The 21,649-nt window shown below is 41.8% G+C and carries 21 protein-coding genes; 4 read left to right on the top strand and 17 right to left on the bottom strand.

Annotation, left to right across the window (positions count from 1 at the left end; all coding sequences use genetic code 11):
* On the bottom strand, window positions 1-762 hold a 762-nt coding region (locus AACZ11_RS07465), incomplete at its 3' end, for a DUF2254 family protein (RefSeq protein WP_290625451.1).
* Window positions 763-966: 204 nt separating this feature from the next.
* Here AACZ11_RS07465 and AACZ11_RS07460 point away from each other — a divergent pair.
* On the top strand, window positions 967-1,404 hold the full coding sequence (locus AACZ11_RS07460; RefSeq protein ID WP_290625449.1) for an Hsp20/alpha crystallin family protein: 438 nt from the start codon (window positions 967-969) through the stop codon (window positions 1,402-1,404).
* A gap of 86 nt (window positions 1,405-1,490) precedes the next feature.
* Here AACZ11_RS07460 and rluF read toward each other — a convergent pair whose 3' ends face one another.
* The gene (gene rluF, locus AACZ11_RS07455) at window positions 1,491-2,276 is read right to left on the bottom strand and encodes a 23S rRNA pseudouridine(2604) synthase RluF (protein ID WP_290625447.1); all 786 of its coding nucleotides are present in this window, start codon (window positions 2,274-2,276) and stop codon (window positions 1,491-1,493) included.
* Between the two features lie 111 nt (window positions 2,277-2,387).
* Between rluF and AACZ11_RS07450 the strand changes: the two genes are divergently transcribed.
* A complete protein-coding gene (locus AACZ11_RS07450) occupies window positions 2,388-3,908 on the top strand; it encodes a GH3 auxin-responsive promoter family protein (RefSeq protein WP_290625445.1) in 1,521 nt (506 codons plus the stop codon).
* 4 nt (window positions 3,909-3,912) lie between these two features.
* On the opposite strand, the gene AACZ11_RS07445 is transcribed toward AACZ11_RS07450, so the two are convergent.
* The 13 genes from AACZ11_RS07445 to AACZ11_RS07385 all read right to left on the bottom strand — a co-directional run bounded on the left by AACZ11_RS07445 (window position 3,913) and on the right by AACZ11_RS07385 (window position 18,024).
* Window positions 3,913-4,485, bottom strand: coding sequence for a hypothetical protein (locus AACZ11_RS07445; RefSeq protein ID WP_290625443.1), 573 nt, complete (start codon window positions 4,483-4,485; stop codon window positions 3,913-3,915).
* A 43-nt stretch (window positions 4,486-4,528) separates the two neighbouring features.
* Window positions 4,529-6,532 carry an excinuclease ABC subunit UvrB gene (gene uvrB, locus AACZ11_RS07440; protein ID WP_290625441.1) on the bottom strand — a complete coding sequence of 668 codons (2,004 nt, stop codon included), beginning with the start codon at window positions 6,530-6,532 and terminating at the stop codon, window positions 4,529-4,531.
* A gap of 59 nt (window positions 6,533-6,591) precedes the next feature.
* On the bottom strand, window positions 6,592-7,305 hold the full coding sequence (locus AACZ11_RS07435) for a hypothetical protein (RefSeq protein ID WP_290625439.1): 714 nt from the start codon (window positions 7,303-7,305) through the stop codon (window positions 6,592-6,594).
* A gap of 56 nt (window positions 7,306-7,361) precedes the next feature.
* Window positions 7,362-8,045, bottom strand: coding sequence for a hypothetical protein (locus AACZ11_RS07430; protein ID WP_290625436.1), 684 nt, complete (start codon window positions 8,043-8,045; stop codon window positions 7,362-7,364).
* Window positions 8,046-8,068: 23 nt separating this feature from the next.
* Window positions 8,069-10,504, bottom strand: a complete 2,436-nt coding sequence (locus AACZ11_RS07425) for a gliding motility-associated C-terminal domain-containing protein (RefSeq protein ID WP_290625434.1) — start codon at window positions 10,502-10,504, stop codon at window positions 8,069-8,071.
* Window positions 10,505-10,574: 70 nt separating this feature from the next.
* Window positions 10,575-11,411: an ABC transporter permease gene (locus tag AACZ11_RS07420; protein ID WP_290625432.1), complete on the bottom strand. Its 837-nt coding sequence runs from the start codon at window positions 11,409-11,411 to the stop codon at window positions 10,575-10,577.
* Window positions 11,412-11,415: 4 nt separating this feature from the next.
* Window positions 11,416-12,315, bottom strand: a complete 900-nt coding sequence (locus AACZ11_RS07415) for an ABC transporter ATP-binding protein (RefSeq protein ID WP_290625430.1) — start codon at window positions 12,313-12,315, stop codon at window positions 11,416-11,418.
* Window positions 12,316-12,373: 58 nt separating this feature from the next.
* Window positions 12,374-13,432, bottom strand: a complete 1,059-nt coding sequence (locus AACZ11_RS07410) for a nucleoid-associated protein (protein ID WP_290625428.1) — start codon at window positions 13,430-13,432, stop codon at window positions 12,374-12,376.
* A 52-nt stretch (window positions 13,433-13,484) separates the two neighbouring features.
* Window positions 13,485-13,997 carry a hypothetical protein gene (locus AACZ11_RS07405; protein ID WP_290625426.1) on the bottom strand — a complete coding sequence of 171 codons (513 nt, stop codon included), beginning with the start codon at window positions 13,995-13,997 and terminating at the stop codon, window positions 13,485-13,487.
* 25 nt (window positions 13,998-14,022) lie between these two features.
* The gene (locus AACZ11_RS07400; protein ID WP_290625424.1) at window positions 14,023-15,048 is read right to left on the bottom strand and encodes a COX15/CtaA family protein; all 1,026 of its coding nucleotides are present in this window, start codon (window positions 15,046-15,048) and stop codon (window positions 14,023-14,025) included.
* A complete protein-coding gene (locus AACZ11_RS07395) occupies window positions 15,048-16,475 on the bottom strand; it encodes an HD domain-containing protein (RefSeq protein ID WP_290625422.1) in 1,428 nt (475 codons plus the stop codon). Before AACZ11_RS07395 ends, AACZ11_RS07400 begins: the two co-directional genes overlap by 1 nt.
* A 2-nt stretch (window positions 16,476-16,477) precedes the next feature.
* Window positions 16,478-17,038 carry an L-threonylcarbamoyladenylate synthase gene (locus AACZ11_RS07390; protein ID WP_290625420.1) on the bottom strand — a complete coding sequence of 187 codons (561 nt, stop codon included), beginning with the start codon at window positions 17,036-17,038 and terminating at the stop codon, window positions 16,478-16,480.
* The gene (locus AACZ11_RS07385) at window positions 17,038-18,024 is read right to left on the bottom strand and encodes a glycosyltransferase (RefSeq protein WP_290625418.1); all 987 of its coding nucleotides are present in this window, start codon (window positions 18,022-18,024) and stop codon (window positions 17,038-17,040) included. The genes AACZ11_RS07390 and AACZ11_RS07385 overlap by 1 nt, the downstream gene beginning before the upstream one ends.
* Before the next feature lie 62 nt (window positions 18,025-18,086).
* Here AACZ11_RS07385 and AACZ11_RS07380 point away from each other — a divergent pair, with 62 nt between their 5' ends.
* Window positions 18,087-19,193, top strand: a complete 1,107-nt coding sequence (locus tag AACZ11_RS07380) for a glycosyltransferase (protein WP_290625416.1) — start codon at window positions 18,087-18,089, stop codon at window positions 19,191-19,193.
* Here AACZ11_RS07380 and AACZ11_RS07375 read toward each other — a convergent pair.
* On the bottom strand, window positions 19,190-19,999 hold the full coding sequence (locus AACZ11_RS07375) for a glycosyltransferase family 2 protein (protein WP_290625414.1): 810 nt from the start codon (window positions 19,997-19,999) through the stop codon (window positions 19,190-19,192). The two genes, AACZ11_RS07380 and AACZ11_RS07375, sit on opposite strands and share 4 nt — an antisense overlap.
* Window positions 20,000-20,110: 111 nt before the next feature.
* On the opposite strand from AACZ11_RS07375, the gene AACZ11_RS07370 reads away from it, so the two are divergent.
* Window positions 20,111-20,908: a lipopolysaccharide kinase InaA family protein gene (locus AACZ11_RS07370; RefSeq protein ID WP_339832000.1), complete on the top strand. Its 798-nt coding sequence runs from the start codon at window positions 20,111-20,113 to the stop codon at window positions 20,906-20,908.
* Here the strand turns inward: AACZ11_RS07370 and AACZ11_RS07365 are convergent.
* Window positions 20,885-21,646: a glycosyltransferase family 2 protein gene (locus tag AACZ11_RS07365; RefSeq protein WP_339831998.1), complete on the bottom strand. Its 762-nt coding sequence runs from the start codon at window positions 21,644-21,646 to the stop codon at window positions 20,885-20,887. The two genes, AACZ11_RS07370 and AACZ11_RS07365, sit on opposite strands and share 24 nt — an antisense overlap.
* Window positions 21,647-21,649: the final 3 nt, after the last annotated feature.

The raw sequence follows: 21,649 nt of genomic DNA, 5'->3' as shown, positions 1-21,649 counted from the left end.
CCTTAAAACAAACAGTCCTTTGGGTACCGCAATGTAGAATCGGGTATCTTTTTCTTTGGCGATGGCGATAATATTGCGTAATGAGATATTTTGAAAATATCCGCTTGTTACCGGCGTATACGAATGCCACTCCTTGGTTTCCGGAAAGTTCTCGATGAGGGCGGCGTCCTTTTCATTCTCCTTTTCAATGATTGTAGTTAAACGTGTGCGAGATTTATCGTAAATGGAATCTAAAATGTTATTGATCTGGATGCTTTGGGAAATGGTGTGAATAAAATACAAGAACAACACCAAACATACTATCGTAAGTATAATACCTAGTAGGATCGAAAATCCGGGTAAGGTATATTTTTCATCTGCAGGTTCGACAGAAAATAAGGTGAAGATATTATAGAGTATGGTGGCGAGATAAGCACCTAAGATGATTTGATGGTTTTTATCGGAGATCAAACCCGGTAATAATCTGGGAGAGAAGTTACTGGATGCCTGACTAAGCAATAACATCACCATCGAAAAACTGAATACCATCATAGAAATGAGCCCGCCAATACATACGCTTAAAATGGTGAGCGCAGTATCACCGTCCTCTAAAACAAGCTGTGGAAATTCCTCAATTAAATTCTTTGATATCCCTTTTTCTTCCATTGACATCATAAGAAAGGCAAATGCGAAACCTGCGATGGATATCAGAGTAGGGTAGAACGCGATCTTACTTTTTATGGTGTTGAAGAAAGTGACCAATCGCACGTAAACGTCTTTCATAAGCAACGGAATTGTTTTTAAAAGTACCCATAATAGGATGTTTTTTTCTTAAAATTCATTTAAATCTTATTCAAAATATCTTTTTATCGGTCAAAAAGGCAGCTATTTAATTCATTTACAAGTCAAAATGTCCTGTTGCGTACTATGGAATCTTTGTTGCTATCTACAGTATAGAAATAGTGAAATTTTTTATACTAAAACAGCATGAAAATAGTTAATAGAAATAAGGTTTGGTTTCCCTCCATATTTGAAGGTCTCGTACCTGAAAATAGATTGGATGTGTCTAATTATGAAAACTTTAGCATTCCGTATTCAAATATTAAAGAGAATTTTTCGACCTTTGTAATTGAATTGGCAGCGCCCGGTTTGAAGAAGGAAAATATAGCTATTGAAATCGAAAAAGAGATATTGAAAGTTTCTTCGAAATCTTCCGAAAACGAAGAAGAGATTAAAGAAGAAAAGACTCCTTTTACATACACTCGTAAAGATTTTGATTTTACAAATTTTGAGCGATCTTTCGCGCTTCCGGAAACTGTTAAAGCCGAAGAGATCGAAGCTTCTTACACGAATGGAATTGTAACGATTCTCATTCCTAAAAAAGAAGCGAAGAAAGAAATTAAAAGAATGGTTGAGATTTCATAATTGAAATTTAATTTGGTTAGTTAGTTGAAAATGACCACGTGCTACTCAATCGGTACGTGGTTTTTTTATACCCGAGATTCACTACATCAATCGCGTCCTCTTCTACGTCTGCCTTGGGTTCGATCAGTACGTTTTGCTTGCGGCGCGTTATCCGATTTTGAAACAGCATCTTGTAACCCCTGTAATTCTTTCGTTGTAAGATTTCTCCATGATCCTGTGGGTAGATCACCCAATTGAATATTCATAATACGTACACGTTTCAACTCCACGACCTCATATTCCAAATACTCACACATACGCCGTATCTGTCGATTTAATCCCTGAACCAAGATAATCCTGAAAACAAACCGGCTTACTCGCTCGACCACACAAGGTTTTGTCGTTACCTCCAATTCATGCAGCGGTACACCCTGACTCATTTTTTTTATAAAATCATCGGTCACCGGTCGATCTACCTTAACGATGTACTCCTTTTCATGTTCATTCCCGGCTCTCAGAATCTTATTCACAATATCGCCATCGTTGGTCATTAACAACAATCCTTCACTGGGCTTGTCCAATCTACCCACATGAAAAATTCGTTCCTTATGATTGATAAAATCAACCACATTTCCTTCCACGCGTCGGTCTGTGGTGCAGGTTATTCCTACCGGTTTGTTCAAAGCGATATATACTAGGGTGTCGTTCTCGGTGATCAATTTACCATCTACCCGAATTTCATCATCGGGCATGGCACGGTCCCCTAAAGTAACCTTTGTCCCGTTTAATGTTACGCGACCTTCTTCAATAAAGGTATCTGCCTTTCGACGTGAGCAAAAGCCACTGTCGCTAATGGCCTTATTAATTCTTATGGAATCGGGATGGTTTGACATAGCATACAAAGATACTACAATGGAAACGTTCTTGGAAAAAAGGTTAAACTTCCATTAAAGAAGAAGTTAGTTTTTTAGGGTTTCAGTATTTTTAAAACCTAACAACACATTATGGCCATATTGGGTAGTATCATAAAAGCCGCAATCGATCTTAGAGATTCTTTGGTTTCTGAAAAGACACCTGCTCAAGCACAACAGGAAGTGCTCAAACAGTTATTGGAAACGGCCAAAGATACCGCATTTGGCAAATACTATGGGTTTAAAAAGATTCTTGAGTCTCAAGATATTACCTCTGCTTTTTCTGAAGGAATTCCCTTTCACGATTACAATAAGATGAAAGAAGATTGGTGGGATCGTGTCATTGAGGGAATGGAGGATATAACATGGCCCGGAAAACCTTCGTATTTTGCACTAAGTAGTGGAACCACAGGAAAATCCAGTAAACGTATACCTGTGACCAACGATATGATAGATGCCATTCGAACGGCGGGCATCAAGCAGGTTGGAGCATTGACTAATTTCGACCTTCCTTCCGATTTTTTCGAAAAGGAGATCATGATGTTGGGAAGTTCAACCGACCTTCAATCGCGCGGAGAGTTCCTTGAAGGCGAGATCAGCGGTATTAGTGCCAGTAATATTCCGTTCTGGTTTCAGGGGTATTACAAACCGGGCGAGGAGATCGCAAAGATTGATGATTGGGATGAGCGTGTAGAAACCATAGCCAAGCGTGCAAAAGAATGGGATATAGGGGCATTGAGCGGAATTCCTTCTTGGATGGAACTTATGATGAAGAAAGTGATCGACTATCACAATGTGGAGACCATTCATGAGGTATGGCCCAACCTGCAGGTGTATACCAGTGGGGGCGTGGCATTCCAGCCGTATGAAAAAAGTTTCAAGCAGTTATTGTCTAAACCTGTAACGGTAATCGATACCTACCTTGCTTCAGAAGGATTTATCGCCTTTCAGCAAAGGCCGGATACCACATCCATGAAATTAGTGACCGATAACGGGATCTATTTCGAATTTGTTCCTTTTAAACCAGAATATATCCTTGAGGACGGCTCTCTGGACCAAGAAGCTCCCGTGGTGGGTCTTTCAGATGTACACACAGATACAGATTATGTATTGCTCATTAGCACTGTTTCCGGTGCATGGCGTTATCTTATAGGTGATACCATTGCCTTTACCAATGTTGAAAAGGCAGAGATCAAGATCACCGGACGTACTAAATTTTTCCTCAATGTTGTGGGCTCTCAACTTTCGGTCAACAAAATGGATACGGCACTGCGTGAGCTTGAAGAAAAATTTGATATTGAAATCCCGGAGTTTACATTAGCAGCTATTAAGATCGATAATGAGTTCTACCATAGTTGGTACCTGGGAACGGAGGCCGATACAGATCCCGAAACACTTTCTCAAGCATTGGACGAGGCATTAAAAGAAGCCAATAAGAATTACAGGGTTGCCCGATCCAAGGCGTTGAAAGGCGTAAAGGTCACAACCGTTTCTCCCAATGTTTTCTACGAATGGAATGCGCGTAACAAGAAGAAAGGCGGACAAGTTAAAATGGAACGGGTCATGAATGAGGAGAAATTTGCCGATTGGGAAGCATTCGTTAGAACGCAATAGGGGATCACGCTAATTCTCCTTCGTTAATCAGCTGCATAACTTCTTCAGGAGACATGTACAGTCTGCGAATGCGCTCTTTGTATTTTTCTGAAATATGCGCATGGTCCAAAATAAAATTCTTGGTTTGTAAAATATAATCTCCCATCCCGTGCCGAATGGCATACGTATCTGCTGCACGTTCTACTTCTTGAATATGCGCCCGAGAATATAAATACTTCAGCCCAAAAAACAGCATTGAGAAGCGGCCCCGGTTCCTGTAATCCATGACATGACCCAACTCGTGGCCCAACCAACCAACGATCACATCACTTGGAATATCCTCAATAGTGAATTCCTCCTGTTCGATCTGTATGCGTCTACTTATGAGAATAATGTAAGAACGATTCTTTCGAGAGGTCAAAAAACTTTTCCAAGTAGGCTGTGCCTGCATGGTCGATTTCTTGATATTATTCTTGAATCTAAAGATGATCTCGCTTTCATAGAGTTCCGGAAAGTGCGAAAGCGCCGTTATCGCTTCTTTTCGGATACTTTTAGGGATTACTTTGTTGTCAAGATTAATGTCTTCTGAAGTTATCATACGGAAATATACAAACTCCCGAAGCCACCGACTGTTAAGGGGGTTATAAAACTTCTTCCAAACCTTTCTGAAGAGTTTTGATCTTATCCCGAAGCTTTGCAGCCATCATAAAATCGAGATCCTTGGCTGCTTTTTCCATGGCCTTGCGGGTATCGCGTATCTTTTTTTCGATCTGCGCCTTGGTTAGATAGACATCATCCGGCTCAGCCGCAGCTAGGGTGTCTGCAGTCTCAAAGGTGTAGGCTTCCTGTTTCGATTTGGTTAGAGAATTCTCGAAGGATTTTTTTATGGCCGTTGGTGTGATATTATGTTCTGCATTGTACTCCAATTGTTTTGCTCTTCGGTATTCGGTTCCGTCAATGGTGGCCTGCATACTTTTAGTGATCTTATCAGCATACATGATCGCCTTTCCGTTGAGGTGTCGCGCTGCACGCCCTACTGTTTGTGTGAGCGATCTGTTACTTCGCAAGAAACCTTCTTTATCGGCATCAAGAATAGCAACGAGGGACACCTCTGGAAGATCGAGTCCTTCTCGTAAAAGATTGACCCCTACCAATACATCGAAAAGCCCTAAGCGTAGGTCCTGCATGATCTCGACACGTTCCAAAGTATCTACGTCGCTGTGGATATACCGACACCGTATCTGTACACGGGTTAAATATTTGGTTAATTCCTCAGCCATTCGTTTGGTAAGGGTCGTCACCAAAACCCGCTCGTCCTTTTCAATACGCAACTGGATCTCTTCTAAGAGATCATCGATCTGGTTGAGGCTTGGCCGTACTTCAATAGGAGGGTCTAACAATCCGGTGGGACGAATGATCTGTTCGACATAGACACCACCACTCTTTTCTAGCTCGTAGTCTGCCGGTGTAGCACTTACATAGATCACTTGGTTCTGTAATGCTTCAAACTCTTCGAACTTTAGGGGTCTGTTGTCCATGGCAGCCGGTAATCTGAAACCGTATTCTACCAAATTTTCCTTTCGCGAACGATCTCCGCCATACATAGCACCCACTTGAGGTATGGAAACGTGGCTTTCATCCACGATCATTAGATAATCTTCAGGGAAATAATCCAGAAGGCAGAAGGGACGTGTACCCGGTAATCTTCGGTCCAAATAGCGGGAATAATTCTCGATACCACTGCAATACCCCAGTTCCCTTATCATCTCCAAATCAAAATTTGTACGTTCTTCCAATCGTTTTGCCTCCAAGTGCTTGCCGATCTCTTTAAAATAATCGACTTGCTTTACTAGATCATCCTGAATATCCCGAATAGCACTTTGTAAGACGTCCGGAGAGGTAACAAACATATTGGCAGGATAGATGTTGAGACGGTCATATTTTTCAACGACCTCATTCGTTTTCGGATCAAAAGATTCGATCTCTTCGATCTCATCACCAAAAAAGTGAATGCGGAAAGCCATATCGGCATAACTTGGAAACACATCTACCGTATCTCCTTTTATTCTGAAACGACCGTGGTTGAATTCAGCTTCGGTACGTGAATAGAGGCTCTGGACCAGCATGTGTAATAACTTGGTGCGTGAGATGATCTGTCCGTTCTGTAAGCTGATCACGTTCTTCTGAAACTCTACAGGATTCCCAATACCGTATAAACATGACACCGAAGCCACCACCAACACATCACGCCTTCCCGAAAGGAGGGAGGAGGTTGTACTCAATCGCATCACCTCGATCTCTTCATTGATAGAAAGATCTTTTTCAATATAGGTTCCGCTGGAAGGTATGAACGCTTCCGGCTGATAATAATCGTAATAGGACACAAAGTATTCAACCGCGTTATTCGGGAACAGGTTCTTGAACTCGGTATACAATTGCGCGGCCAGTGTCTTATTATGCGCCAGCACGAGTGTGGGTTTTTGTACCGCTTCCACCACATTGGCCACGGTAAAGGTCTTTCCGCTTCCCGTAACGCCTAAGAGTGTTTGGTATTTTTCATCGGATTCAAGCCCTTCGACCAAGGATTGGATCGCTGTGGGCTGGTCGCCTGTGGGTTTAAAATCGGATGTGAGTTTGAATTTCATAGGGTTTTTCAATGCAATGTAAAGGTAAAAAAACCTAAAAGTATTTGGATTATTTACAGCTAAAAGAAATAGTGAACCTTTATTCCTGCGGAAATATTTATTCCCGTGACACTACCTTCCTCTTTTTTCAAGTTAAAAGAGTCGCCTAGCTTAAATATCTCAAAAAAAACAGGAACATATACTATATCTGTTTCTTCCGGATTCACAATATTCTTATAAGAGATATCGCGCGTTTTCAGTCCTAATCCATAATACAGATCGAGTCCAAAGCGGTTGCTTAGGGATATCAAGTGGCCGTGCTTTAAATGAAATCCGTATTTTCTTCTCTCAAAATCTGCCCGATCAAATTGGATCTCGGTATTGCTTCCTTCGGGAACATACACTTTGTTTATGAATAAGTCGGTATGCTGAATGTAAAATATTTCAAAAGAAAGATAGTTCGTCATCCTTTGCCTTTGCGTATAGAATAAATAGACCTCGGGCCTGATTTCCCAGAGTCGGTAATCAATGCCACGATTATCCGAATGAATCGTAAGATCCTCATCACCATATCCGAGATCTAGTGAAGCTCCCCATTTTTCAGTCCACCTGTGAAAAATGCCCATGCGGTATCTGGGATGTACCGGATCTACTGCTGTTGCGACATCAAATGAAAGACTTGTATTTCGGAGTTTTTTATTATGTATACTATCAGTATCGGCCGATTGGGAATACACTTTTAAAGGAAGTATTAACAATAAAGTGTAAAAAATGAATTTATTTGAAATGGTCATTAATTCTATACACGTGTTATATTATTGTAGGCTTATGTTTATGTAAATCGATACGATTACAAGCGAAATAAGAATTTGATACCTAACGCCATACTCAACCCAATATTACTTCCTTGATTTCGGTATAATCCATTGAATATTGGATATTCATCCTCGGGATCGTTGTCCTCACGGGGATCGATCAGGTTGTTGAATTCTATATCTCTGTAGCGAATACCAATCCCATAATACACGTTGACCCCGAAACGTTTACCAAAAGCAATCAATGCTCCGTATTTAATATGCGCTCCTTGCTTTTGACGACGATAATCGGCCTCGTCGTAGCGAACAATACCAGCCTCGTTTTCAGGGTAATAATAATTCGAAATAATAGTTTCGGTATGATTTATATAAAATAGCTCGGCAGCGAGATAGTGCTCCACGCTTGAAGTTGCTTTAAAAATGTAATAAGCTTCAGCCCTTACCTCCATCAGTTTGTAGTTTTCAGAAGCGATATCAGAGAATTTTGTTATCGAAATACCTTCAGAACCGTAGCCAATATCCACGCTTGCTTTCCAAGATGTACCAAATCCATGAATGTAACCCAAACGATATCGAGGTGTACCAAAATTGAATGGCGAAGTGACGTCAAAAGAAAGGTAGGAAGGACCCTGTGTTTGAATTTCAGTGGAAACCTCCTGTTCTTGTGCGTTTACAATTACACCTATTATTAAACATAGATACTTAAAAAAGTTTTTCATATACCGGATAACTATAACACATGTTAGTAATTGATATAGACAAATCCTAGATACGGATTCGGGAATTCGGGATCGTTCAATTGCAATACATAATAGTACGTTCCCACCGGAACTAAGTTTCCGGTAAAGAGAAGCCCTTCAGTAGCAATCCCATCCCAAAAGCCATCGTCGTTTTTGGAGGTGTGGATGAGGTTTCCTTCCCGCGAATAGATCTGTAATTCAAAATCAGAAAAGACATTCAGCAATCCTGTGATCTCAAAGAGGTCGTTAATGCCGTCGCCATTAGGGGAAAATCCTTGCGGAATAAAAGGCGCACAATTTTCGGTAGTCAACAAGAATTCGCCCACGGTAAAGCATATCTCATTTTCAAGGCGTACGTAGATCGTTTGAGGATCGCTACCGTTAACATATGCTCCCGGGTCACTAATAGGTGCTTCTTGTGCCACGGCATTGTCGAAGGTGGTGTAATAAGTGATCTCATCGTTTGGATCTGTAGAAATAAGATCGTTCTGTACGGTTAAGTCAAAAGTGGCGGTGTCGTTTCCTTCATCACATAACAAAAGAGCTGGCAGTGAACCAATGGGAGGGATGCTTCCAAACACCACGTTTAGATCAAAAGTATTATTGAAATCGTTCAACTCGAACACGACGCCGTTGCCGGTGCCGTCGTCATCCACCACGGCTGTGAGCAAGAACATGTCCGGTGTATTCTCGGGCAGGGTAAATTCGATCACACCCGCTTCATTACCGCCAATGGGTATTATAGTGTTGGTTTGTGTTTGTGCTACCAAAAGACCGTCCACATAGAACGCAATAGGAGTATTTGCAGGAAGTTCGGCGGTTGCTTCCAGGTTATAGACTGTATATTCAACTACAAGATTGCGTTGGCGACAGGCATTGAGATCATTATCTATGGTAATGGTAGCATCGGGTAACGGGCAATCGACCACTTCAATAGCAAAACTATCAACAACAAAACAGTCGGGATTACTTACCCGTATCCAGATGGTTTGCGGATTAGAAGTATTTTGGTATGCTTCAGGATTTGGGATCGGGTCTTCATTGTCCAAAGCATCTGTTTCGGAAAGGTGGTAGGTAATGGTATTTACCGGATCGATCTGTGCGGTTGCTTCGGAAAGATCGAACAATTCGGTACCAAAAACATCACAAAGCTCAAGATCTGTAAGGCCAATAATCTCGGGAAAAACGAGAAGATGAAAATCCAGTAGAAATCCGTTATTAGCTTCATTTGTCTCATTGACGACACCCATACCGGTACCATCGTCATCTACGAATGCCTTTAGAACGAAATCGGCAGGGATTCCATCCGGTATCGTGAGGCTAATGGAGCCACTCTCCGAACCGCCAATAGGCAGTTCCATGGTGGTAGCAGCTTGCCCGATAAGTTGTGTATTGGCATAGAAAGCTATGGGCGTATTGGCCGGAAGTTCGTCGGTGCTGTTTACATTGTAGACCGTGTAATCGACATCAATATCCCGGTCCCCGCACTCGGTAGCACCTGTCACCATATCGATCTCTATGGTCGCATCTGGCAGCTCGGTATTGAGAACTGTGATTACATTGTTAACGATCACAAAGTCTTGACCCGAGGTGAGACGGATGGTAGCATTCTGATCTCCCGGTTGAATGTTGTTCTCGATATCGTAGAAATCGATGTCCATATTATACAGATCGTTCGCTCCCGTAAAACTGTTGGTGCTGTTAAATTGGTTATCTGCCGGATTCAGCGGTGGGTTGCTAATTACATTTCCATTGATTTCCAGTGTTTCATTTACAGCTAGCGATGCATCCCCTTCCCACGTAAGGAAACCGATCTTAGCACCCATATTATCCAACACATTCAAATTGTCCAAGGTGATAACTAATTCGCTGTTTACTGCTGAAACGAATTCGAACCCATCAAAAATATTTACCTGATTAAGTGGTAGTGTTGGATCCTCGTATATGATGTTAATAGCCCAACCCCCAAAATTCGTAGTACTACCGGCACAATAATTAATAATATCTGCTGTGATGTCGAATTCTGAAAGTGTATAGGTACCGTCACCTGTACTTTGTACAAGGTCCGTCACATCTGCGTACGCTCCAAAGTAAACACGTGTTGGATTTGTAATGAGCTCAAACGTGCGTTCGGCCACGATAGGCGTGCCGTTAAGTACTACCTCAAAGTCTCCTTCGCTCGAACCGGCCCAATAGAGTTGTGCGGCTATTAAAGTTCTTCCCGCTCCAAGAACATATTCGGCACTGCTCTCGGTTAAAATCTCGCAAGGTGCCGGATCCCCGTCTATCACAGTATTTTCGGTCAAGTTAAGCGTATTGCCAAACGCCAAGTAATCATAGCGACCATTGTATTGTTGAAAAAGTGTAACCTCCTGTGACAGTGCTGGGAAAGCTATCGATAGAAGTAATAGAATAAGTGTACATTTTCGGAATCCCATAGCGCATATTGATTGCTTTTTCAATATAGGGAAATTTATACTAGTTTCCGAAGAGAAAAGATCACTACTATTACAGATCTCTTCCTTTTAAGATAAGGAAGGACCAGTAAATAAATAAAAAAGTCCATACCAATGCGATGCCAATAGCAATGGGTGAAACATCATAACTTTTGGTAAAGGCATCTCCTAACTGACTCGCGGCAGATTGCACGGCCCCCAATCGCGAAAACGGTTCAATGATAAGATTTGACATCGCTTCCAAGGGAAAGAACTGCATGACCGTTTCTGCTACATCGCTGTCTCGAAACAACCTCCATTCCAATACGCCGTAAAGGATCTTTTCAATAATATACCAGATAATTAGGAACCCTAAGGCAAAAGCCGAACGTTTTACCAATACACCTAGAAATAGGCAGAAAGAAAAGAAGGCTACCAGCTTTATAAAATATGCCAAGATGTATTCAAAGTCACTAAAAATGATCCCTATCTCCTTGTAATCTGAAAAGCTCATCCCCAATATAAAGGATACTATAAAAAGAAATATCGTAGAAATGACGGCAAACAATAGCACCGTTAGAAATTTAGAGATCACAAACTCCCTCTTGCTCAAACCGTCTATTAGGTTTTGTTTTAGGGTTCTGTAGCTGTACTCATTGGACATCATAGAAACAATAACTATGGCTAAGAATATCTTCAGCAAAGCACCCATGTACGAGTTAAAATGCCATATAAAAGGGAAATTGAAGATCCCTTGATCGGCCACCCTAAAATTAAAACTTCCAAAATTAAATTCTATGGAAGCGATCAAAGCGATAAAGGTGATCAAAACAAAATACACAATGGATATCACCTTGGCCGCACGGTTGTATCTTAATTTTTGAAGTTCTATGTTGAGCAGTCGTAGCATGTTGTTAGTTTTGGTTTTTGGTAAGTTCAAGGAATTGTTCTTCAAGGCTTTCCTTGCGCTTTACTAAGTGGGAAACCACAATGCCTTTGTCAAACAAGAAGCGATTGAGTTCGGCACTGTCCATAGGGACATTCAAATAAGCGATCAATAATTCACCTTCACGCTTCAGCGTTCCAAAATTGGAATTTCCTTCGAGCGTAGTTTGTAATGCCGCCATATCTGCACTTTGCAACGTAAAGAAACCGTGACTGGCATTCATAGAATCAACACTTCCTACATAGAGACTTTTTCCTTTTCGAAGGATCACCACATGCGTACATACCTTTTCTACTTCATCTAGTAAATGGGAAGCCAATAAAATGGTTGTACCTTCTGAAGCAATGCGCTTGATGATCTCCCTAATTTGATGAATCCCCTGCGGATCCAAGCCGTTGGTGGGTTCGTCCAAAATAAGGATCTCAGGGTCGTTGAGCAATGCCGAAGCGATCGCCAAACGCTGTTTCATTCCCAAAGAAAAAGTACTGAATTTGCTGTTCTTTCGCTCCAGTAAACCTACGATTTCCAATTTTTCTTCCACCTTTGATGCATCGACCTCTTTAATCTTACATACCAGTTCCAAATTCTGAACGGCTGTCATATAAGGATAAAAATTGGGTCGCTCAATAATTGCGCCCACCTTCTTTAAAGCTTCGTGTGTGGTGCCTTTTCCATCGAACCAATGAAACGTTCCGCTGGTCTTATTCACTACATTGAGTACAATTCCCAAGGTGGTACTTTTCCCACTTCCATTGGGACCTAAGATTCCGTAGACATTGCCTTTCTCTATGGTGAATGTTAGATCGTCTACTGCCGTAATGGGTCCAAAACGTTTGGTTAGATTGTTAATGGTGAGAATGCTTTCCACAAGCTTGCGTGTTTGATTAGTTATCTATCTGACGATTGTCTCTAAGTTTTGTTACAAATTAGCTTTTTTGCTCTTGGTTGAAATATACAAGATAGTAATACATCTGCTTTTCCTCATCCCAACCTTTTTCAACGAATTTCTCGGCACTTTCGGCGTTGATAAAATCTAATTTAATTTGAATATTCGTATCGAGATTGATCACATTCTTGATTTTCTTTCGAGCAGCCGTGACCGCTGTATTGGCAATAGGAAAGGTGGTGAGGTCTTCGATGCTGTATTTGGGAGCACGTTCCGACTTGTAATGATTGAATTCAGGAATGAGGTCCGGGTTGTCTATCACTTCATTGACAAAGGCAGATTCTTCAAAAGTGTCGTTCTTTGCAAAATGATTGACTGCACGGTTCATGAACATCACCTCTTCCCTTTTATCTTCGGCAGGGAAAACAACATCTTTAGCGAAATCCTGACAAAATTTCAAATATTTCTTCGTCAAGAAATTCTCATCTTCAAAAGCATCAACACCCAAAAAACTTTCCAGCCAGTAGCGTGCATCGTAACGATTGCTGTCTACCGATAGTACTTTGTAACCCTCGTCCTTCTTTACGTTGAAGATCAAACAGCCCTTATCGAGCTTATTGAGATTCACCCCCTGCTGCAGGTTGGCTTCCAACTGATTCTCTTTTTCTGAAAACTGAAGGAAATCTTGTTTGATCTCCGATTTGAAAATGCCGATTCCGTCTACTTTTTCATTATCAATCTGAAGGTTCTCAAAGTATGCGACATACACTTCGCCACTCTTAATATGTGGATGTGTGGATTGGTCGTACAGGTGTTTGGTGATCTTCTTGGTCTGCTCATGAATGCTTTCCGGTTGCCCAAATACTTCGGAAGCAATGGTGAATAATTCATGAAATTCGAGATCGGTTTCATGCGTAAATTGATAGTAATTCTCTTCCTTGTCACGAAACGGTTTCAGAAAAAATTCCTTTAAGAGCGGGGTCAACTCATCGTTAGTTTTATATGGCTCCGAAGAAAGTAATATGGGTTCGTTTTTGCTCTTATTGCCTACGCGATGTATGGAAAGTGACGCAATATGCGCCGAATATAGATTTATCATTCGTTGGAATCGGGTTTTAAATATTTAGTGCGTGAAAAATGACGGGAATTATTTAGTTCCAATTCTCGTCAAAATCAAGGTTGTCATAATCTTCAGGGTCAAGATCGTATTCTTCGTCGAAGTCATCGTCCTCGTCTCCTTCTGCCAAAAACTCAGCTTCCGGAGCTTCTTCAGGGATCTCACCGTGTGCAAACATTAGATTGGGATAGATCATTCCTGCTTCTGCTTCCGCGATCGCTGCTAATTCCACTAAGAAGGTCCACATGGACAAAAAGTCGTAGATATAGATCATTTTGGTTTCCTCTTCAGAAACAACATCCTCAATAAGTGTTTCATTCATAACACGCAATGCACCGGGTTCTTCACTCATATCGAATAAAGCGATTTCCTCATTTTGCTCCCAAGCATCGTTACTGGTATAGAAGGAAGCCATTTCCTGACCCCCAAAACCGAACGCCTGGGTAATTGCATTGTGAAAATCTTCAAGAGTGTCACTTGCTTCAATTTCAATGTCTCGAAAAACATCTTCATGGGTGTCTAGAATTACTCTGAAACGATAGATCATGATACTGAAAAATTAAAGGGCAAAGTTACGAACTTTTCCACTCATTCCTTTGCTGAAAGACCTGTAAAACCATGTAAAATTGAATGCCGAATAGTACCGCAGCCAAAACCAGATGTATGGGTTGAGACAGTATAGGAAAATCGAAATAATACATAGAGATTCCTGTAATAGCCTCTGCGACCACTAGAAATAACAATAAAGTGGTTCGCTTTAAGCCGTAGTCTAAAACCCTGTTATAATACCAAATCACCAAATGCACCAGCACAATAAGTATTGAAAAACTGCGGTGAAAGTAAAATGTAAGATCGGGATTCGTAAGCCATTGCGATTTTGCTTCATACCCTACTAATGCGACCTGTTCATCCACAAATTGCCGTACTTGAGTGCCCAAAACGATCTGTGCAAAAGTGAAAATAAAAGCGAAGAGGACCACGTAGCGATACCCGAATGAGACATTGTAGTTTTTATGCTTTTTCTTGGCAATGTACAGCAAGTACAACAGCAGCGCAACGATCACGAGCGCCATGACCATGTGAACAGTGATCTTGGCAGGAGCCAATACCGAATATACCACTGTGGCCCCTAGCCAGGCTTGAAAACCCAATAAAAAGACGGCTAGCCAAGACAGCACGGGAATGCGTTTTTTCTGTTTCCACTTTCTGAAGGAAATTACGGCCATGATCAAGATCGCGAGACCGGAGAGCGCTCCAAATAATCTGTTGATATATTCGATCCACGTATGCCATACATTGAAGATGGCGTAGTCGTGTTTCGTATATGCCTTCCAAGAAGCAGGGTTATAGGTTGCCGAAGTTGTAAAATCTTCAACCGCGACCTTTAAACTATCATTGCGAATAATGACCTGTCCTTCTTTAAAACTTCGGTTAGGTTGCCACTCCAATTCTGAAGCATCGGTAGGAGGGATGTAATACCCAAAACATTTAGGCCAATCCGGGCAGCCCATTCCGGAGCCCGTCATGCGCACCATGGCTCCTGCAATGATTACCAAATAGACTAAGATGAGTGAAATTTTAACCCATTTACGGTACATTATTTTACAGGTGTTAAGTTAAGTTCAGCGCCTTTTTTCAGCATATAGTCTCGGGCAGCGGCATATTCATTAGGGATTTCTCCTTCGAGTATGGCCTCTTTAATAGCATCTTTAATGATCCCGATCTCACGGGAGGGTTTAAGACCGAAGGTTTCCATGATTTCTTCACCACTCACAGGGGGTTGGAAATTCCGAATGTGATCGCGCGCTTCTACTTCCTCGATCTTATCGCGTACTAATTTAAAATTATTTTGGTACTTGTTGAATTTCTTGGGATTCTTTGTGGTGATATCTGCTTCGCAGAGGGTCATAAGATCTTCTACATGATCCCCGGCATCAAAAATTAGGCGACGTACCGCGCTGTCGGTTACATCGCTGGCCAACACAATAGGACGAGAACTCATAAGGACCATCTTTTGAACAAATTTCATCTTATCGTTCAGAGGCATTTTCAACCGTTTGAACAATTTATACACCATTTTGGCGCCCACGAATTCATGCGCGTGAAAGGTCCAACCTATCTTTTTATCGAATCGCTTGGTTGGAGCTTTCCCTATGTCGTGAAGTAAGGCGGCCCAGCGAAGCCATAGGTCGTCGGTGGTCTTCGAGATGTTATCGACAACTTCCAAGGTATGCCAAAAATTATCTTTATGGCGTTGACCTTCTTTTTCTTCGATGCCTTCCAGTGCTACCAGCTCCGGAAAAATGTATGGTAACAATCCTGTTTTGTGCAAAAGGGTAAATCCCTTAGAAGGCTGATCTGCGAGCAGGATCTTATGGATCTCGTCTACGATTCGTTCTTCCGATATGATTTTTATGCGATCTGAATTTTTGGTAATGGCATCCAAGGATGCTTTTTCAATGGTAAAATCCAATTGTGTTGCAAACCGAATGGCACGCAACATACGTAGTGGATCATCACTGTACGTGATTTCAGGGTCGAGTGGTGTTCTAATTACTTTCTTCTCAAGATCCTCTCGTCCGTTAAAAGGATCTAAAAGCACTCCGTATGTATCCTTTTGAAGGCTTAGTGCCAATGCATTGATCGTAAAATCCCTGCGGTTCTGATCGTCTTCCAGGGTACCGTTCTCTACGGCCGGATTGCGGCTGTCTTCGGTATACGATTCTTTTCGAGCCCCCACAAATTCCAGTTCTATCGCTCCAACCTTCAGCATGGCAGTGCCGTAGGTCTTAAATATGGAAACCTTCGGCTTGCCGGGCAACAATCTGGCAACTTCTTTCGCCAAAGCAATGCCGCTGCCTACAGCAACGATATCAATATCCTTCGCATCTCCGCGGTTCAGAAGAAAATCCCTTACATAGCCTCCTATCACATAGCTATCCATTTTCAAATTACTGGCAGCTTGTGAGATCAAAGGAAAGATGGGGTGGTCTAATGCGGTTCTATACGTAGGATTTGGATGCATTCTTAAGGTCTAATTACGTGCACGGTACCATCCTTTTTTAGCTTGATGATCGACGAGGGCGAAACGGATTTTCTATCGCGATGCAAATTTACGACATAGTCCACGCCCTCCAAAATTTGAGGGCTCATTTCTTGAAAATGCATTGGGGTGGGTTCCCCGCTCATATTAGCCGAAGTCGATACCAAAGGTCGGCGCAACCTGCGGATCAAGCCGTTACAAAACGAGTCTTTGACTACGCGTATGGCGAGCGAGTTATCTTCAGCTATTAAATTTTCTGCCACGCGAATAGGGTCGTCATAAATAATAGTGGTGGGCTTATTGGCGAACTTCAGGATATCGTAAGCTACTTCCGGAATGCGCTCTACATACTGTTCCAACATGCGAAAATCGTTCACCAAACAGATCATGGATTTGCGCTCTTCCCGTTTTTTAAGTTGAAATATCTTTTGCACAGCGGCAGGTTGTGTTGCGTCACAGCCAATGCCCCAAACCGTGTCCGTAGGGTACAGAATGATTCCCCCTTTCTTTAAAACTTCCAAGCAATTGGTTATCTCTTGTTCCATTAGTACATTTTTTGAATTCTATTTTTTTCTGAAAGGTATTGAGGTGCGGTCTCGTGTAACGGGATGTCTTGCAGTATGCGCTCGTATAGAACGAGGTACTTTTTTGTCATCACTTCGGAATTAAACTTTGAAACAGCATACGCATGGCAATGTTCCGGATTGTATTGAAAGTCACGAATAGCTGTTACAAGTTCTTCCGAAGCATATGAAACCAACCCTACTTCGGGAATGATCAATTCCGGTAAGGACCCATTGGCGGATCCAAAAACGGCACAACCGGCATACAAACTTTCTATAATGGCAAGCCCAAAAGGTTCATGCCATTCTACCGGAAACACCAAGGCTTTGGATCGGGACATGATCTCTATTTTCTCGCGATCATGCACCCACCCTCTAAAACGGATCTTAGGATGAACAAGGTAACGAAAGCCTCGATGTACATTACGAAAGGTCCATCGGTCACCTCCCATTATATGTATGGGAATGTTAGATCTAACGGCAATGTTCGCAGCCCCGAACACGTTTTTTACCTTCCAAGAAACCTTTCCTAAGAAATGAAGGTATCTACGCTCATGATCTAGGACCGGCTCAGGATATTCACTCCAGTCCAATCCGTTATGCACAAACACTTCAGATCCGTAGCGCTGCGCCTGATTCTTGGATATGAAGACCGTATTAGGGTCTATTATTTCTCCAAGCGCGGGATTCCCGTGCATGGTGATGAGGTATGGCTTTTGTAAGGGACGGTCGGGTCTATAGTTCATGTGCACCACATCAATATCGTCCGGGATCTGTTCGTTAAGGTCCTTTGTGACATCTAACGGAAGGACTCGTGCAAATGTACCACCGGTTCCACCAGGAACCAAAAACGTAACTTCATGTCCCAAGGCATGCAAGGCTTTTCCCAAACCCCAGATCACACGTTCCGTTCCGCCATAGGTCGTAGCTGGAATTTTTCCCGAACGGTCTACAATCAATACCTTCATGAAGTTTTCTGTTAAAGCTCAAAATTACTATATATTTGTGACTTCAACGGCAGCAAATTCCTATGAAAATACTACACATTTCCGGAGCCCGAAGTTGGGGTGGTAACGAACAGCAGTTGGTCGATCTCATACCGGAACTGGAAAAACTGGATATCGAGAATACGATCTTTGGGGTTGCCGATGCTCCCCTACACAACTATATCAAGACAACCTCCATAGCCTTTATACCGTGTAAGGATCACAAGCTCAACAAGCGATCCAATTACAGGTATCTGAAAGAAGTAGTAAAAGAGTACGCTCCCGATGTGATCCATTTGCATACCAGTGACTCTGTAACTATCTTTACCATATCCGACCTGCTACATCGATTGAGAACACCGGCCGTCTTTTCAAAAAAAGGAATGGGAAACAGTATGAGCCGACTCAGTATTTTCAAGTACAACTACAAGAATATTAAAGCCATAATCTGCGTTTCCGAAGCGGTAAAAACATCCATGGAGCAGTTGGTGATGAAGCCTAAGAATGTACATAAATTAATGGTAGTCTACGACGGGATCAACACCAACAGACTCACTCCAAAACGATTCGAAAAACTTACCGAACTCTTTAATGTCCCCCAAGGCACACCGCTCATTGGTAACATTGCCAATCATGTAAATGCCAAAGACCTTCCGGTATTGCTCCGGGCGATCCATCACATGGTGCATGAATTACACTATACAAGCTTTCATTTGGTCCAAATAGGGGAGGGCAGCCGATCGACACCCGAGTTGGAACAACTAACAGCAGAACTTGGTATTTCATCGTATATTACATGGGCGGGCTTTCAAAAGAATGCCACCGATTTTCTACCTCAGTTCACCGTGTATGTGATGAGCTCACAGCGTGAAGGATTGCCGTTGACTATCTACGAGGCATTTTACAAAAAAGTACCTGTAGTGAGCACGCGCGCAGGGGGCATCCCCGAAGTGATCGCCGATGGTGACAATGGGTTTTTGGTTGCCATCAAGGATCATGAACATCTGGCAACGAAACTAAGAGATCTCTTGGAACACAAGGAATTGCAGGCACAGTTTGCAGAACGGTCGTATCAAAAATTTCTAGCACATTTTGAAGCAGCAAAAACGGCCGCAACTACGTTAAAGATCTATGAAGGGGTACTTTCCTAAAGATATTGATCCACACCTTTTTTAACATAAGTTAATTTTTTTTCAGTGGTCTCTTTTTCAATCACATCATTAAGGTGGATATGGTTCTTATCTTGTTCTTTGTGATAGATATGATACACGATCCCTTTGTACTTAAGGCGTTTGCCTTGTACTCCAATATTGATAAGACGTTGAATCATTTCACTGTCATCAAGTCCCCAACCTGTGAGATCTTCGTTAAATCCATTTACCTTAACAAAATCATCACGCCAAAACGACATGTTGCAGCCTCTTAATTTAGAAGAACGTTCATTCTCTTTTTGATATCGATTAGCTAAGAACGGGATATGTAATGTACGGCCTCTTTTTTTTATTCCTTTTGAAAAGAAATTAAAGTGTGTTCGTTTTTCTTTAAAAAGCGTTTCCAGATACTCCTCTTGAATATTTACCCGGCTCCCATATAGGAAGACATTTTTTTCGGCTAAAGAAAGATGGTCTTTTATAAACTCTTTGTGCATAATTATATCGCCATCGATTTCAATAATGTATTCATATTTGGCACTGGCAATGGCTTTGTTCATAATGGCTGGTTTCCGATTCTTGTTATCTTCGTGCCAAATATGATGCAAGGGAACCGGAAAGTTCTTTTGAAAATGTTGTATCAAACGGGTAGTCTCTTCTTTGGAGCCATCATCGGCAATAATCACCTCGTTCGGTAAATAACTTTGGTTCTTAACACTCAATAATAATAGTTCCAATGCCTCGGGCCAGTTGTAAGTAGGAGTCACTAGAGAACAAGTTGGAAAAGAAGATTCCTTAACGGACATAGGAACAGATTTAAGTGTTGAAATATAATTTTTAAAGGTATCTTTTTTTGAATAAAATAGAAACGAATTAATAAATGTATTTTTGTACAAAAGGATTAAAACCTGAATGAATTGAAAGATATTTCATACGGTGGTAAATTGAACTTGAAAGGAACTATCTGTGCCGGTTTTCAGCATAAAGTCAGTGAAATCGTCGAAATGATCACTCATTTTGAAACGAGAGGCACCCTCCTCGGCGACGGAGAACGGAACACGATAAAGCTTTTTAACTTGGACGAATTAACGGTCAATGTGAAATCGTTTAAACGCCCCAATCTCATTAATCGCATTGCCTATCGTTATTTCCGGAAGTCCAAAGCCGAACGTTCCTACACCTACGCCAACACCTTGTTGGAAAAAGGAATTGGTACGCCCCAACCTATTGCTTATTTCGAGAACCGCGATCTTCTTGGATTGAAGGATAGCTATTACGTTAGCGAACACCTGGACTACGACCTTACGTACAGAGAACTGGTGCATCAACCCGATTATCCCGATCATGAAACTATTTTACGTGCCTTTACGGCCTTTACCTGGAAGTTACACCAACATCAGGTGCTTTTTAAGGATCATTCTCCGGGTAATACGTTAATCGTTGAACAGAATGGTCAATACCAATTCTATCTGGTAGATCTAAATCGCATGATCTTTAAACCGCTTTCCTTTGAAGAGCGAATTCAGAATTTTGCCCGCCTTACACCAAAGAAGGAAATGGTTGCCGTAATGAGCGATGAATATGCCAAACTCACAGGCGAACCTTTTGAAAAAATATTCGGATTGATGTGGGACCTTACGTCCAAATTTCAAGAAAAATACCACCGAAAAGTGCGGCTCAAACAAAAGTATCTATTTTGGCGACGCAGACCGTAAACGCTTCAATTCTTTATAACGTTCTATTACGCTCAACGCATTCAGCTTGCTTATAATCCAGCCTTTTTTGCCGTCTAAGATTCCTAAACGAATTACATAATGGTTTAGGAATTTGTACAACGGCTTTAGGTATTGTTTGAATACAGTATAGCGCTCACCTTTCAAGAATAATTCTTTTCCTTTCAAACGACCGTAAGCGATCATCTTACCCTTATAGGTGTCGTAGTTGTCGTAAAAATAATGGAGCAATTTATGCTTCAGAATACCACTTTCGCCACATACCTCTAAATTTTCATGTACCAATTTCGACGGAATGTAGGTCGCCTTATCCTTCTGAAATAAGCGGTAGATCTTATCGCTCTGCAGTCCGCTAAACCGAAGCGGTTTTCCACAGAACATAAATTGCCGGTAAAAGTAATAAGCCGCTTTTGGCTGCGGAAGCACTAGTGTGTGTTCGATCTCCTTCCGAAGCGCATCGGGAATGCGTTCATCGGCATCAAGGAACAGGACCCATTCATAGGAAGCCAAGGAGAGGGCATAGTTTCGCTGGGAAGCATAATCCTCAAATTTCTTTTGGAATACCTGCACCCGCGCATCCTTTTGAAGAAACTCAAAGGTGCCGTCGGTGCTGTAGGAATCTACCACAATAATTTCATCTGCAAAAGAGACCGTATCTATGGCTTTCGGAAGGTGTTTCCGTTCATTGTAGACGATCATTAAGGCACTAAGTTTCGACATGAG

The sequence above is a fragment of the uncultured Altibacter sp. genome, from assembly GCF_963972995.1.
Lineage (GTDB): Bacteria > Bacteroidota > Bacteroidia > Flavobacteriales > Flavobacteriaceae > Altibacter.
Note: the sequence above shows the minus strand (reverse complement) of the source record. Positions and strands in the feature narration are given on the sequence as shown.